The sequence below is a fragment of the Microbacterium hanjuni genome, assembly GCF_043556395.1.
In the GTDB taxonomy this organism is placed as follows: Bacteria; Actinomycetota; Actinomycetes; order Actinomycetales; family Microbacteriaceae; genus Microbacterium.
Window position 1 is genome coordinate 330,509 of the sequence record NZ_JBIGIK010000001.1, and the last position, 14,956, is coordinate 345,464.

General features: G+C 69.5%; 12 protein-coding genes. 6 read left to right on the top strand and 6 right to left on the bottom strand.

The genetic code is table 11. The features are described from left to right. The first annotated feature begins 31 nt into the window (after positions 1–31). From ACFXP5_RS01785 to ACFXP5_RS01800, 4 genes are all read left to right on the top strand, one after another. Positions 32–811, top strand: coding sequence for an SDR family NAD(P)-dependent oxidoreductase (locus tag ACFXP5_RS01785; RefSeq protein WP_394543275.1), 780 nt, complete (start codon positions 32–34; stop codon positions 809–811). A gap of 379 nt (positions 812–1,190) precedes the next feature. Further along, positions 1,191–2,183, top strand: a complete 993-nt coding sequence (locus ACFXP5_RS01790) for a helix-turn-helix domain-containing protein (protein ID WP_394543276.1) — start codon at positions 1,191–1,193, stop codon at positions 2,181–2,183. 172 nt (positions 2,184–2,355) lie between these two features. Further along, complete coding sequence (locus tag ACFXP5_RS01795; protein WP_394543277.1) at positions 2,356–6,807, top strand: S8 family serine peptidase; 4,452 nt, start codon at positions 2,356–2,358, stop codon at positions 6,805–6,807. A gap of 164 nt (positions 6,808–6,971) precedes the next feature. After that, positions 6,972–7,433, top strand: coding sequence for an NUDIX domain-containing protein (locus ACFXP5_RS01800; protein WP_394543278.1), 462 nt, complete (start codon positions 6,972–6,974; stop codon positions 7,431–7,433). 5 nt (positions 7,434–7,438) lie between these two features. On the opposite strand, the gene ACFXP5_RS01805 is transcribed toward ACFXP5_RS01800, so the two are convergent. Further along, positions 7,439–8,089 carry a hypothetical protein gene (locus ACFXP5_RS01805; RefSeq protein ID WP_394543279.1) on the bottom strand — a complete coding sequence of 217 codons (651 nt, stop codon included), beginning with the start codon at positions 8,087–8,089 and terminating at the stop codon, positions 7,439–7,441. Between the two features lie 129 nt (positions 8,090–8,218). On the opposite strand from ACFXP5_RS01805, the gene ACFXP5_RS01810 reads away from it, so the two are divergent. Continuing rightward, positions 8,219–9,103: an alpha/beta hydrolase fold domain-containing protein gene (locus ACFXP5_RS01810; protein WP_394543280.1), complete on the top strand. Its 885-nt coding sequence runs from the start codon at positions 8,219–8,221 to the stop codon at positions 9,101–9,103. Positions 9,104–9,140: 37 nt separating this feature from the next. Here the strand turns inward: ACFXP5_RS01810 and ACFXP5_RS01815 are convergent, their stop codons facing one another. Next, positions 9,141–9,395: a DUF6458 family protein gene (locus ACFXP5_RS01815; protein ID WP_394526492.1), complete on the bottom strand. Its 255-nt coding sequence runs from the start codon at positions 9,393–9,395 to the stop codon at positions 9,141–9,143. A gap of 139 nt (positions 9,396–9,534) precedes the next feature. Between ACFXP5_RS01815 and ACFXP5_RS01820 the strand changes: the two genes are divergently transcribed. Further along, positions 9,535–10,098: a dihydrofolate reductase family protein gene (locus ACFXP5_RS01820; protein WP_394543281.1), complete on the top strand. Its 564-nt coding sequence runs from the start codon at positions 9,535–9,537 to the stop codon at positions 10,096–10,098. Here the strand turns inward: ACFXP5_RS01820 and ACFXP5_RS01825 are convergent. From ACFXP5_RS01825 to ACFXP5_RS01840, 4 genes are read right to left on the bottom strand one after another with little or no spacing between them, the layout of a single operon-like run. Beyond that, positions 10,082–10,843 (bottom strand): SGNH/GDSL hydrolase family protein, encoded by a 762-nt coding sequence (locus ACFXP5_RS01825; protein ID WP_394526496.1) that lies wholly within the window; start codon positions 10,841–10,843, stop codon positions 10,082–10,084. The two genes, ACFXP5_RS01820 and ACFXP5_RS01825, sit on opposite strands and share 17 nt — an antisense overlap. A gap of 20 nt (positions 10,844–10,863) precedes the next feature. Further along, complete coding sequence (locus tag ACFXP5_RS01830; protein ID WP_394543283.1) at positions 10,864–12,210, bottom strand: MFS transporter; 1,347 nt, start codon at positions 12,208–12,210, stop codon at positions 10,864–10,866. Positions 12,211–12,235: 25 nt separating this feature from the next. Beyond that, complete coding sequence (locus ACFXP5_RS01835) at positions 12,236–13,270, bottom strand: LLM class flavin-dependent oxidoreductase (protein ID WP_394543284.1); 1,035 nt, start codon at positions 13,268–13,270, stop codon at positions 12,236–12,238. A 2-nt stretch (positions 13,271–13,272) separates the two neighbouring features. Beyond that, on the bottom strand, positions 13,273–14,949 hold the full coding sequence (locus ACFXP5_RS01840) for a DUF885 domain-containing protein (protein ID WP_394543286.1): 1,677 nt from the start codon (positions 14,947–14,949) through the stop codon (positions 13,273–13,275). Positions 14,950–14,956: the final 7 nt, after the last annotated feature.

Here is a 14,956-nt window from a genome sequence, read left to right on the forward strand (position 1 = left end):
GAAAGTGGTGCGCAAGAGAAGGAGAACCATCATGACTGGACTGGCTGTCGTCACCGGAGCATCGTCCGGGATCGGGCGCGAATACGCCCGACGCCTGGCGGCGCAGGGCACCGACCTGATCGCCGTGGGACGCCGTCAGGAGCGCCTCGACGACTTCACGAGCGAGTTCCCGGAGGTACGCGTGCAGACCGTGGTCGCGGACCTGTCGACGCCCGAGGGGATCCACGAGGTGATCGCCGCCGTCGGAGACCAGGAGGTGTCCCTGCTGGTCAACAACGCCGGCGTCGCCCACTACAAAGCCTTCATCGAGCTGCCCGAGGAGCAGGCCGCCGAGCTCGTCGGCGTGAAGGTGCTCGCCCCGACGCTCCTGACCCGCGCGATCGCGCCGGGCATGGTTCGACGCGGTACCGGGCAGATCGTCAACGTCGCGGGGATGATCGCGTTCAGCGGACCCGCGAGCCTCGAGCAGGTCGGGCTCCGGCGGGCTGTCTACGCGTCGACGCTCGCGTACACGCTTGCCCTGTCCCAGACCCTCCACGCGGAGCTCTCCCCGAACGGTGTCCGAGTCCAGGCGCTGCTTCCCGGCGTCGTGGCGACGGAGTTCCACGAGCGTCAGGGCATGGACCTGTCCGCGGCGCCCCGCATGAGCGCCGCCGACGTCGTGACGGCGAGCCTCCGGGGGTTCGATCTCGGCGAAACAGTCACCGCGCCTGGTGTCGAGCGGGCTGACCTTCTCCAGGAGGTGTTCACCGCGGACCTGGCCGCCTTCGGTGGGCAGTCGCCCGAGCTCGCCTCCCGCTACCGTTCCTGACTCCCAAGCCGGCCGGGTCCTCTCAGGAACGACCCGACCGTCGACATCGCCGCCAGCGCCGCCATCGCGGCGGTCTGGATCGGTGGGGTCGTGTCCGACGATCGCCGGACCGGCGCGTGAGTCGTTCGTCGGAGCTCGCTTCTCCGTGTCGTGCATAACGGAGGAGTCGTGCATAACGGAGGAGATGTGCACTCGGGAGGGCGTTCTCGGGCCATCAGCCCTCCGGAGTGCACATCTCCTCCCGAGCGCACCGGGCTAGGAATGCGCTTGCCGATAATGCACATTATGTCAGTCCCGATGTGAAACGTCCTACTCCTGTCGAAGGGAATGCCTCTCATCGCGCGAGCGGCGCGGGTGCCGAGCTGCCTACGCTGGCGTCGTGGTGGATGACTCGGGATTTCTCGATATAGCGGGACTCGACCGGCTGAGCGAACGCGTCTACCTCGACGTCCTTCGTCACGGCAGCTCGAACGCCGAGCGCACGGCTGAGCGATTCGGGCTCGGACTGGCTACGGCGACGGCCGTGCTCGAAGGTCTGCGCAGCCTCGGTCTCACCTCTCGCCTGAACGGCGACGACCACGATTATGTGGCGGTGAACCCCGGGTATTCCCTCGGCGGCATCGCCGACCGCATGGGCGACCAGGTCGTTCGGATCCGGACGTCTCTCCCGAAGCTCGTCGAGTTGTTCGAGCGGGTGCCGCCGGGAGGCGACGACCAGACGCAGACCCTCGTCCTCACCGAGGCGGATGCGGTGGCTGCCTGGTACACCCGCCTGCAGCACGAGGCCCGGAGCGACTTCCTCGCCTTCGACCGCTCCCCCTATGTGTCGGCATCCCTGGACCCGGTGGAGGCGAGCACCCTCGATCGTGGTGTTCGGTGGCGGGTGATCTACACGATCTCGAGCTTCGACGACGACGGCACCACCTGGGATGAGGTGGCCGAACTCGCGCAGCAGGGGGAAGAGGGCCGAATCGTCCCCGAGCTCCCCGTGAAGCTCGCGATCGCCGACGGCAGGGCGGCCCTGGTGTCCCTCACGCTCGAGCCCGGGAACGTCTCCGCGCTCGTGACCTTCTCGCCGGCCCTCATCGAGGCGCTGCGCCAGTTGTTCGAGTTTCATTGGGCACGCTCTGTGCCCATCGAGCAGGACCGCCTCGATTCGGAACGGCCACTGCCGTCCGTGCGTGATTCCACGATGGAAGAACGGGCCATCTTGTCCCTCATGGCCGTCGGGATGAAGGACGACGCCATTGCTCGCCAACTGCAGATCTCCGCGCGCACCCTGCGACGACGCAGTCAGGACCTGATGTCCGAGCTCGGCGCGAGCACGCGGTTCCAAGCCGGCATCGAGGCCGCTCGCCGGGGATGGGTGTGACGGCTCCGCGACCGTGAGGTAACGATCGCGTTTCGCGAGCTGGCCGGTTGCGGTTGTTGGCCGATCTCGGCCACGACCGCGGCCGGGAGCGACCAGAGAATGAGGTCACCTCCGGGCGGAACCGCCGCTGCTGGTGCGCTTCTCCCCCACGTCTCCCCCGAGCTAGGACCCCGTGAACACGAACAGACTCCGCCAGCTGCTCCGCCGGTCGGGTGCGGCCGCGACCGCCCTCGTGCTGACCACCGCCATCGGCGTCGTCGCCGCTCCAGGCGCCTTCGCGGCCGCGACGGTGACCCCGGCGGCAGCCTCGGCGGCAGCATCCGCCTTCACGGACGGCCGCTACATCGTCACTCTGCGTGACGACGCGGTGGCCGCGTACACCGGTGGCGTTTCCGCGTTCGACGCCACACAGCCGGCGGAGGGAGACGAGCTCGACATGTCGTCGCGCCGTGTCGCCGACTACTCCGACTACCTCACCGAGCGGCAGCGGAGCGTCGCCGGATCGGTGAACGCCTCGATCACTTCGAGCTACACGGTCACCACCAACGGCTTCGCGAGTGTGCTGACGGCGAGCCAGGCCAAGGCACTCTCCCGCGATCCGCGCGTCGCGGCCGTCGTGCCCGACGAGCTGCTGCACCTGCAGGCTACCCCGTCGACCGAGTTCCTCGGCCTCACCGGCGACGACGGCGTCTGGGCCGCCACCGGCGGCGTCGAATCTGCGGGCGAGGGAATCGTCGTCGGCATCATCGACAGTGGCATCAGCCCCGAGAACGCCTCTTTCGCGGGCGCGCCGCTCGGCACCACTGCCGGCGACCAGCCCTACCTCGACGGCGACACCGTGGTGTTCCACAAGGCCGACGGCACCGCTTTCCACGGCGAGTGCATCACCGGCCCCGGTTTCACCGCGGCCGACTGCTCCACCAAGCTCATCACCGCCCGCTATTTCGTCGACAGTTACACCCCCGGGGCGGTGGGTGAGCACGACTACCTCTCCCCGCGCGACGGCAGCGGGCACGGCTCCCACACCTCGAGCACCGCGGCCGGCGATACCGGCGTCGCCGCAGAGGTGGCGGGTCGCGATTTCGGGCGGATCTCGGGCGTCGTGCCCGGCGCGAAGCTGGCGATGTACAAGGCGTGCTGGTCGGGCGCCACGCACGACGACGACGGCTGCCAGACAGGTGACTTGCTCGCCGCGATCGACGCGGCTGTGGCCGACGGCGTGGACGTCATCAACTACTCCATCGGCGGCGGCGCGGCCCAGACCACCGTTTCGCTGACCGGTGAGGCGTTCCTCAACGCGGCCGCCGTGGGGATCTTCGTGTCCGCTTCCGCCGGCAACGACGGCGCGGGTGCATCCACTGCCGACAACGCCGCTCCCTGGATCACCACCGTTGCCGCGACCACCATCCCCTCCTACGAGGCGACCGTGCGCCTGGGTGACGGCCGCACCTTCCTCGGTGGGTCGATCACCGTGCCGCAGGGCGCGCCGGTCACGGGCACCCTCGTCGACGCCGCTGCCGTGGCCGCAGCCGATGCCGATGACCCTGCCCTCTGCGCACCCGGATCTCTCGACCCGGCCAAGACCGCCGGCCGCATCGTGCTGTGCGACCGAGGGGTCGTTGACCGCACGCTGAAGACCGAGGAGGTGAAGCGCGCCGGCGGTATCGGCGTCGTCATGGTGAACCCCACGTCGAGCTCGGTCGACCTCGACGCCCACGTGCTGCCCACGGTGCACGTCGATTCCTTCGCGTACGACGCCCTGCACGCGTACGCCGCGACTTCCGGCGCGACGGTGAGCCTCGAAGACGGAAACCCCGACGGCCTGCCCTCGGCCCAGACCCCGCAGGTCGCCGGCTTCTCGTCGCGCGGGCCGATCCTGGCCGACGGCGGCGACGTGCTCAAACCCGACATTTCCGCACCCGGCGTCGCCATCCTCGCCGCCTACGCCAGCGAGCCCGGAGCGCCCGGCAACTACGCCCTGCTCTCGGGCACCTCGATGGCCTCGCCCCACGTGGCGGGTCTCGCCGCCCTCTACCTGGGCGAGCACCCGGACGCCTCCCCCAGCGAGATCAAATCCGCCATGATGACCACGGCCTACGACACCGTCGACGCGGACGGTGATCCGGCGACGGACCCCTTCGCGCAGGGCGCCGGTCACGTCGACCCCACCCGCTACTTCGATCCCGGGATGCTCTACCTCAACGGCACCGAGGACTGGTACGGCTACATCGAGTCGGTGGAGGGTGTCGACCTCGGTGTCGATGCCGTCGACCCCTCGCAACTGAACCTCGCCTCGATCAGCGTCGGCGGTCTTGCCGGCACGGAGACCATCACGCGCACGGTCACCGCCACCCGGGCCGGCACCTGGACGGCCGAAGCGCCCACACTCGACGGCGTCACAGCCGTGGTCTCCCCCTCGACGTTGACCTTCGCCGCCGCGGGCGAGCAGCAGCAGTACACCGTCACCTTCACCCGAACCGATGCCCCGGTGGACATCTTCGTCACCGGCCAGCTGATCTGGCACGACGGTTCCGACCGTGCGGTCACCCCGATCGCCGTACGCCCGGTGTCACTGGATGTTCCGGATGCTGTTGCCGGCGTCGGCGCGAACGGCTCGCTCGATATTCCCGTCTCCGTCGGCGCGACCTCCGACTTCGCCATCGCGAAGACCGGATTGGTCAAGGGCCAGGTGATGCGGGGGTCGGGTACGGCCGGCCCGGTCACCGAGCCGGTGCGCTCGGATCGCTGGGTGATCGACGTGCCCGACGGCACCACGCTCGCGCACTTCGTGCTCGAGGGCGTTGATCCGAAGGCCGACCTCGACCTGCATCTGTCCTCGTTCGACAGCGCGCAGCAGCTCATCCCCTGGGCCGATTCCGCCACGTCGAGCTCGCACGAAGTGATCGACTACGCCGGCCTCCCCACCAACCGCTACGTGCTCGACGTCGACTTCTTCTCCGGTGTCGGCCCACTCGACTACACGCTGACCAGCTATGTGCTGGGCAGCAGCACGAACGACGGCGCCCTCACGGTGACGCCCGAGACGCTGCACACCACGCTCGGTGAGCCGGCATCGGTTGCCGTCTCGTGGTCGGACCTCGCGCCGGGCAGCTACTACGGCACCGTCGGGTTCGGCGACACCGGGCACCGCACGGCTCTGGAGATCGCCGTGCCCGGTGAGGTCGTTGCGCCGACGGCACCCCTGTCGCTCGGTTTCGACCGGGACTGGGCTCGGCCGGGTACCTGGATCGAAACAGATGTCGCGGGGCTGGCTCCTGGCGCGGCCTATACGGTCTCGCTCGACGGCGTCGCCCCGTTGACAGGAACCGTGGGCCCCGACGGCACCGCCGAGCGCGGTCTGTCGCTGCCCGAGGAGCTTCCGGAAGGCGACTACCCGGTGACCCTCGCATCGGGATCGGCCACCGTGGTGCGCACTCTGCACGTTTCGCAGCTGGTGGTGTTCCGGGCTTTGGAGAACATCGCGTTCGACGACGCCGGGAGGGCGACTGTGGCGATCGACATGGATTACGCGGGCACGGGCGAGCTGGGACTCACCGTCCATGGCCCAGCCGGGGTGGCCTTCACGGGCAGCTTCCCGGTCGACCTCGCCGATGACATGTACACCGACACGAAGCGCACCGACTGGCTCTCGCTGGCACCCGGCGTCTACACGGCCGAGCTGACGGGGACGACCAGCGGCGGGCCCGCCGGGCAGGTGGTCGAGCACGAGTTCGTCGTCCCCTCGTCCGAGGCCAGTGATGTCTCCATCGTGCAGAATCCGGTGGACCCGAATCTGGCCGACCTCAGCTACGTCAACCGCTCGAGCACCTCGGCTTCCCTGGTGTTGCGGTACAAGCTCTGTGCGGGCCCGATCGTGGACGCCGGCCTGCTCGTCAAGGTGATCAACGGCGAGACCTTCACGCACACCTTCGACATGAACGGCAAAGCCTCCGTCGAACTCGTGCGGGACGACGGCACCGTGGTGGCCGGCTACATCAACCACGCCGCCGACCGGTGCGCAGCCGACCCGGTGATCACAGAGGACTACTGGGTGACCTTCAGTGACCAGCCCTCCGCCACGCCGGGTGAGGAGCCCGTGTCGATGGTGTTCAGCAATCGCTACCCCGCCTACAGCGGCGGCTTCGAGTTCCGCGCCGGCTTCGGCAGCGACATCGAGGGGCCCTACTTCGACCTGCAGAAGATCGGCCACGAGGTCGTCACCGAGGTAGGGCCCGTCGTCGACGTGCCGCTGCGCGTACCGGAGGGGGCGGCGATCTGGACCCGCGCCACGTACGAGTCGTACGACGGGGATGTGCTGAAGCTCGGTATCCGCTGGGTGAAGGCGCAAGGCGTGACGCTCGACATGCTGCAGCCGGTCGCCGACGCGGGGCCGCCCGCAGACCCCGGCACCCCGGACGGCCCGGGCACCCCGGGTGACCCCGGCGACGGATCCTCCGGAGTGGGCGGTGGTCCCGGAGACGGCGGTACGGATGCCGGCTCTGGAGGCGACCTCGCCGCCACGGGCTGGGAGCCGCTCCCCCTCGCGGGTGCCGCCCTGTTGATGCTCGTCCTCGGTGGCGCATTCCGGCTGCTCCGCCGCCGGGCCCACCAGAACGGCGCCTGACCGGCCGCGTTGCGGCCGCGGGCCCGGCAAGACCGCCCCTTCGCCTCCTCAGGGCGAGGGGGCGGTCGCCGGTGCTGGCTCCCCCACCGCTCGGTCGCGAGACGCCGTAGGTTCTCAATCGGATGGGCACAACCAGCCCTGCAGTCCTCTTCTAGACTGCGGCGATGACCCGATCTGAGTACGTCAAGTCCATTCGCTCGCGGATCGGGCACGATCTGCTCCAGCTCCCCGGCGTGACCGCTGTGATCCGTGACGGCGAGCAGTTCCTCCTCGCTCGGCATGCCCACTCGGGGCTCTGGAGTCTGATCGGCGGCGCGGTCGAGCCGGGCGAAGAACCGTCGGATGCTGTCATCCGTGAAGTGCGTGAGGAAACCGGCGCACGCGTGCGCATCACGGCCATCGTCGGCGCGTACGGCGGCGAGCCGATGATGGTGCAGTACCCCAACGGTGACCGTGTCGCTTACGTCACCGTCGCTTACGAGTGCGAACTCCTCAGTCCCGCGGTGGCGGATCTCGACGAGCTCTTCGAGGTGGGGTGGTTCTCGCGCCACGAGATCGCGGATCTCCCTCGCCGTGAATGGATCGATCGCGTCCTCGCCGACACACCGGAGGCGCCGCCCCGCTGACGGAGCTACGGCTTGCCTGGTCCGCGTCGGGATCCGTCGACACGGTCGGCCGTGGACGCGAGACGGCCGGGCTCGGACTCGCCGGGGAGGACCCCGTCGGAGACGACCCGGCCGGGCCGGGCGAACGGGAGGCCGATCCACATCGGTACATAGCGGATGAAGCCGATCACGAAGAAGAGCACTACACCGAGGGCGATCGTCGCGTAGCCCCAGGGCTGCAGCCACGCTTGGTCGACGGCGGGCGAGATGGCCACGACCGCGATCCCGCTCACGAGGGTGAGGCCGACGAGGAAGCCACCGCGCACGAGCGCCTCTCCCCCGAGACCCGCAGCGATGGCCAGCGGGAGGATGATGGCCCCCATCATGATCCAGAATCCGATGGTCGGTCCGAGGGCCTCACCGGGGTCTCCCCCGGCATCCTGCACCGCGGTGTAGGTGATGACGGAGACAGCCAACCCGATGAGGAACAGGACGGGGATCGACACGAGCAGCGTGATGGTGGTCCGTTTGATGAACCGGTCGCTGAAGCGGAAGACGCGTTCGCCGGGCTGGCGTCGCCCCGGGCTGATCGGTGGTGTTACGGTCGCCGTGCGCGGGGGCTGCGTCACCGCACTCTTGCGACGCCGCTGGCGCTTCTTGCCGCGCGTTGATGCCATCACGAGCCCCCCCTCATGCCGCGGATACGACCCGCCGCCTTGCACCTTACCAACACCTCTCCCCGGCACCCGTAAGGCTCGAGCGGGTGCCGATTGGGTCCCGCGCAGCCGCGGGACGAGGATGATCTGGTGCTCACCGTCCCGGACGCCCTCGTGCCCGTCATCTTGCGAGCGATGCGGGCCAACCGCACCTTCGTGACCGCCGACGGGGCCCGCCGGCGGATCCGCGAGCGGCAACTGCGCCCGCAACCGTTCGGACCCCCACCGCGGCTGAGCCGCACGGTGCGCATCGAGGTCGCGCACGATCCGTGGCCGGTGTACACGCTCACTCCGCGGTCGATCGAACCGGCCGGCGGTGTCGTCTACGTGCACGGCGGCGGCTGGGTCAACCAGATCGTCGGGCTGCAATGGCGGTTCGCAGCGCAACTCGCGGTCGAGGCGCGCACGACCGTGAGCGTGCCGATCTACCCCCTCGTGCCCTTCGGGACGGCGGCGGATGCTGTGGACGGGGTCGCGCGACTCGTCCGATCGAGCATCGCCCGCTTCGGACGGACCGCGCTGGTCGGCGACTCCGCCGGCGGGCAGATCGCGCTGTCCACGGCCCTCGCGCTCCGCGATGAGGGGATCGCACTCCCCCGCACGGTACTCATCTCGCCGGCGCTGGATCTGACGTGGAGCAATCCCCGCATCCCTATCGTGCAGCCCACCGACCCGTGGCTCGCGACGCCCGGCGGTGTCGTGCTGGCCGAGGCCTGGCGCGGCGGACTCTCCCTCCGCGACCCCGCGGTCAGCCCGCTGTTCGCCGATCTCCGCGGACTCGGTCCGATCTCGCTGTACACCGGCACGCGGGACGTGCTCAATCCCGACGCGCATCTCCTCGCGACGAGGGCACAGGAGGCCGGAGTCGACCTCGAGATCCTCGAGGCGCCCGGACAGGTTCACGTCTACCCGATCCTGCCGACGCGCACGGGTGACCGCGCGCGTCACAGGATCGCAGCGAGCCTGCGGGTCTAGCGAGCCCCGGTTTCTGGGAGCCTCAGGTCCTTGCGGGTCAGACGACGTCGTCGCGACGCGTGGTCTGACGCGTGACCTGCTCGCCGGCGGCCGGGTCGACGGCCGTGCGGGTGACCGTGTCGGTCTGACGACGGCGCAGCATGAGGATCAGTCCGATGACGAACACCACCGCGCCCGCGCCCATGAGGATATAGCCGATCAGGCTGAGTTCGATACCCGGCACTTCGACGTTCACCGCGAACGCGAGGATCGCGCCGATGACGAACAGGGCGATTCCCGCTCCGATACTCATGAATGCACTCCTTTTCGGGCGGCACGCGCCGCGCTCACTTACCTTGCCATCGTCGCCGCGAGGCGGGGAGGGCTTGACAGGAGAACGGATGCTGCGGCAAAGTCACGCGGACGTCGGAGGCGGGCGCTACCGTTCCCGCATGACGCGCTTCGTGTACAACACCGCTTCGACCCTGAACGGCTTCCTCGCCGATGACGAGGATTCGTTGTCGTGGCTCTTCTCCGTGCCCGGCGCCGCCGAAGCGGAAGACGGCATGGCGCACTTCCTGGCCGGCGTCGGAGCCTTCGTCATGGGGGCGACGACGTACCGATGGGTGCTCGACAACGACGAGCGGGAGAACGAGGGGTCGTGGGCCGCCGCCTATGGTGAGCTCCCCTGTTTCGTGGTCACCCATCGCGCGCTGCCGACCCCCGCCGGAGGCAAGGTGCGCTTCGTGTCGGGTGCGGTGGACACCTGGGTGGCGGACGTCGAGCGGGAGGCGGGGGAAAAGGACGTCTGGCTCGTCGGCGGGGGCGATCTCGTCGGGCAGTTCGACGACGTCGGACGCCTCGACGAGATCAGGGTGTCGCTGGCGCCCGCGCTGCTGGCCTCGGGGCGCCCCCTCCTCCCCCGCACCATCGGCTCCGACCGTCTCCGCCTCACCACGGTGAAGCAGGAGGGACAGTTCGCCGAACTGAGCTACCGGGTCAGCCGCCCGGTGTGAGTTCGACCCACTCCGGGAACTTCGCCGTGCGGCCGTCGCCCGAGGAGCGACCGGTCAATCGTCGCCGCACCCACGGAGCGACGTGCTCGCGGTAGTACGCCGCGCCCTGCGGAACGATGACGCCGTGGTCTTCGGGAAGCGACCACCAGGTCGAGGGCGGTGTATGGCCGAGAGCGTCGAGCACGCGCGCGGCCACCCGGTGGTGACCGCGGGCGTTCATGTGCAGGCGGTCCGCGGCCCAGAACGGCCGCTCCGACAGCTCGCGATCCGGCCAGTTCAGCGCCCGGATGACGTCGGGGTGATCGGCGATCCGCTCGAGAACGGCCACGGACAGCCCATCCCCGCGTCGCTGCACCATGCGCCCGAGCGGGAGGTGCGGCGAGGGATTGGCGCCGGAGAGGAAGATCACCCGCACGCCCTCTTCCTCGCAACGCGCCATCACCCGGGAGAACGAGTCGGCGATGTGCGCCATGTCGGCGCGCGGTCGCAGCATGTCGTTGCCCCCGCCGTTGAAGGACAGGTGCGTGGGCTTCAGAGCGAGGGCAGGCTCGAGTTGTTCCTCGACGATCGGCCAGGCCAGCTTGCCGCGGATGGCGAGGTTGGCATACGACAGCGGAGCGCCCACAGCATCCGCCCACCCCTGCGCCGCGAGATCAGCCCAGCCCCGCACCGCTCCCCCGGGCAGATCGTCTCCGACGCCTTCGGTGAAGGAGTCGCCGATGGCGACGAAACGAATGGCGGTCATCGGACCAGCCTACGCAGGCCTCACCGGTCGTCGAGCGCCTGGCCCCGGCGATCGACGACACCGAGAGAGGCGACGACGGCGATCGCGAAGAAGACGGCGAACACCACGAACAGCAGGGGTGCCCCGCCCCAGGCCAGGAGGGGCGGCACCGACAGCGGCGCGATGATCGAGGCGATCCGCCCGACACCGGCGGCCCACCCCGAACCGGTCGCGCGCATCGAAGTCGGATAGGTCTCCGGCGAGACCGCGTACAGGGCGCCCCAGGCACCGAGGTTGAAGAACGACAGCAGCATCCCGGAGGCGATGACCCACCCGGCCCCCGTCGCCGTGCCGAACAGGACGGCAGACACCGCGGAGCCCGCGAGGAAGACCGCGAGGGTGCCGCGGCGCCCCCACACTTCGATGAGCCAAGCGGCGACCGCGTAACCGGGAAGCTGGGCCAGCGTGATGATCAGGGTGAAGCCGAACGAGCGCACCAGGTCGTAGCCCTGCGAGACCAGGATGGTTGGGATCCAGATGAAGGCGCCGTAATACGAGAAGTTGACGCAGAACCACAGCACCCAGAGGCTGAGCGTGCGGCGGCGGAATTCCGCACTCCACAGCGTGGCCAGACGGCTCCCCCCGGTCGCTGCGGCGAGCGGGGGCGCGGTCGTGTCGACGGGGGTGGGGGTGCGGCCCGCCGCGACTTCGAACTCGGCGACGATGGCCGCAGCCTCGGCGTGGCGACCGCGGCGGACGAGCCACCGGGGCGATTCCGGCAGGCCCCAGCGCACGGCGAGGGCGTAGGCGGCGGGGATCGCGCCGAGCGCGAACGCCCACCGCCAGCCGTCCGGCGACGACGGGATCACCAGGAAGCCGATGAGGGCGGCAGCCGTCCACCCGATCGCCCAGAATGCCTCGAGGATGACGATGAGCCGGCCGCGGATGCGTGCGGGCGCGAATTCGCTCACGTAGGTCGACGCGACCGGCAGTTCGGCTCCGAGACCGAGGCCGACGAAGAAGCGCAGCACGAGCAGGGCCGCGAGGCCGCCGACGAGGGCGCTCGCGCCGGTGGCGACACCGTAGACGAGGAGGGTCAGGGCGAACACCTGCCGGCGACCGAAGCGGTCGGCCAAGAGCCCCCCGACGCTCGCACCGATGGCCATGCCCGCGAAGCCGATCGAGGCGATCCACGCCGTCTCGGTGGGGGCGAGCTGCCATTGCACGGCGAGTGCGGCGATGATGAACGAGATCAAACCGACGTCCATCGCATCCAGCGCCCACCCGAGGCCCGACCCGGTCAGGATGCGCAGGTGTCGGCGCGTGAACGGCAGGGCGTCGAGCTGCTCGGAAACGGTGAGAGCGGCGGCCGGAGCGTCTTTCGTCATGACGCCATCGTAAGGATGCTGGCGCTCACTCGGACGCGAGCATCTCGCGTACGAGCGGCAGCACGCGCGTGCCGTACAGTTCGATGCTCGACATGAGCTTCGCGTGGGCCAGCGAGCCGCTGGCGAACTTCATCTGGAAGCGGGACGCCCCGAGGGTGCGAACCGTGTCGGCGATCTTGCGAGCGACGGTCTCGGGAGAGCCGACGTACAGCGAACCCTCCGGGCCGACGTCGTGCTGGAAGCGCAGCCGGTTGTAGCTCGGCCATCCCCGTTCGCGCCCGATCGTGTTGTTGAGTTCGGCGACACCGGGGTACGCCTCTTCCCACGCCTCCTGGTCGGTGGCCCCTACGTGTCCGGGCGAGTGGACGGAGATCGGCAGGGCCGGGCTCCCGAAGGACTCGAGCGAACGACGGTACAGATCGGCGAACGGTGCGAAGCGCGCCGAGGGGCCGCCGATGATCGCGAGCACCAGCCCGAAGCCGTAGCGGGCGGCCCGGACGACCGACTCGGGAGAACCGCCCACCCCCACCCAGGCGGTGATGCCGTTCTCGGTCTTCGGGTAGACATCGGCGTTCGTCAGCGATGCCCGGGTGGTGCCCGACCAGGTGACCGGCTGCTCCCGCAGCAGGGTGGAGAAGAGCTCGAGCTTCTCATCGAAGAGCACTTCGTAGTCGGCGAGGTCGTAGCCGAAGAGCGGGAACGACTCGGTGAACGAGTCACGGCCGAGGATCACTTCGGCGCGGCCGTTCGAGACGGCGTCGAGGGTGGCGAAGCGCTCGTACACGCGCACCGGGTCGTCGGAGGACAGCACGGTCACGGCGGTGCCGAGATGGATCGAATCCGTGCGGGAGGCGGCCGCGGCGAGCACGATCTCGGGACTCGTGACGGCGAAGTCCTTCCGGTGGTGCTCCCCCACGCCGAAGAACGACAACCCCACCCCGTCGGCGAGTACCGCCTGGTCGACGACGTTGCGGATCGTCTGCGCGTCGCTCAGCAGAGCACCATCGGTGCCCCGCGAGATGTCGCCGAAGGTGTCGAGCCCCAGCTCGAGCGCAGCCATCGTCAGCCGTTGTTCAGCGCATTGCGCAGCGTGTCGAGGCCGACCCCGCCGATGTCGAGGGCACGCTTGTGGAAGTCCTTGATGTCGAAGTCCGCACCCAGGCGGGCCTGCTCCTCGTCGCGCGCCTGCTCCCAGATGCGCTGGCCGACCTTGTAGCTGGGCGCCTGGCCGGGCCAGCCGAGGTAGCGGTTGACCTCGAACCGCACGAACTCCTCGGACATGTTCACGTTGCGCAGCATGAACTCGAGGGCGTAATCATGGTCCCAGACGCCGGTGCCGTCGAGGCGCGGCTTCTGCAGGTGCACACCGATGTCGAGCACCACCCGGGCCGCCCGCATGCGCTGACCGTCCAGCATCCCGAGACGATCGGCGGGGTCATCGAGGAAGCCGAGCTGCTCCATGAGCCGTTCCGCGTACAGCGCCCAGCCCTCGGCGTGGCCGGAGGTGCCCGCCAGGAGGCGACGCCACGAGTTCAGCTGCGCGCGGTTGTACACCGCTTGCGCGATCTGCAGGTGGTGGCCCGGAACCCCCTCGTGGTACACCGTGGTGAGTTCGCGCCACGTGTCGAATTCGGTGACGCCCTCGGGCACCGACCACCACATCCGCCCCGGTCGGGAGAAGTCGTCGGTCGGACCGGTGTAGTAGATCCCGCCCTCCTGGGTGGGCGCGATCAGGCACTCGAGCTGACGGATCGGCTCGGGAATGTCGAAATGGGTCGCACCGAGCTCGACGACCGCCCGGTCGCTGGTCTCCTGCATCCAACGACGCAGCTCTTCGGTGCCGTGGAGCTTGCGCGCGGGATCGCTCTCGAGAAAGGCGACGGCTTCTTCGACCGTGGCCCCGGGGAGGATCTCGTTCGCGATCGCCTCCTGCTCGGCGACCATGCGCGCGAGTTCCTGCACGCCCCACTCGTAGGTCTCGTCGAGATCCACCGTGGCGCCCAGGAAGCGGCGCGAGTGCAGTTCATAGACCTCCCGCCCGACGGCGTCGGTCTCCCCCGCCGCCGGCACGAGCTCGGTGGAGAGGAACGACCCGAGGCCGTCATAGGCCAGCCGCGCGAGGTTGGCGTTGTCGGCGAGTTCGCGAGCCAGCGAGGCGGGGAGCGAACCGGTCGCGGGGCTCGCATTCGCGGCGAACTCGGCGAAGAAGCCGGTGTCGGCGGTGTAGCGCTCGATCTGCTTGATCACCTCGCGCACCTGCCTGCGGGCGGGCACCACGCCGCGGGCGATGCCCTCCCGCAGGGTGGCGATGTAGCCGTCGAGCGCACCGGGGACCGCCTTGAGTCGACGGGAGATGACCGACCAGTCCTCGACCGTCTCGGTGGGCATCAGATCGAACACGGCCCGGATGTCCTGGGCCGGCGATGCGATCACGTTCAGGTCGCGCAGGTACCACTGCGCGTCGTTCAGCTCACGGTCGAGGGTGAGCTCGCGCAGGAGGTCTTCCTTGGTGACCGCGTCGATGGCGTCGACCGGCGTCGCCGCCGTCAGCTCGGCCGCGGTGGCCTCGACGGCCCCGATGTAGCGCGCCTGACCGGCCGGCGAGTAGTCACCGAAGCGGTCGTTGTACTCGAAGCGGCCGATGTACGTCGCCGCGGTGGGCGAGAGCTCTGCCAGGGTGTCGACCCACTCATCGGCGATCGAGTCGATCCGCGTGGAGGGGCGAGGTGCGTCGGTCATGTTTCGA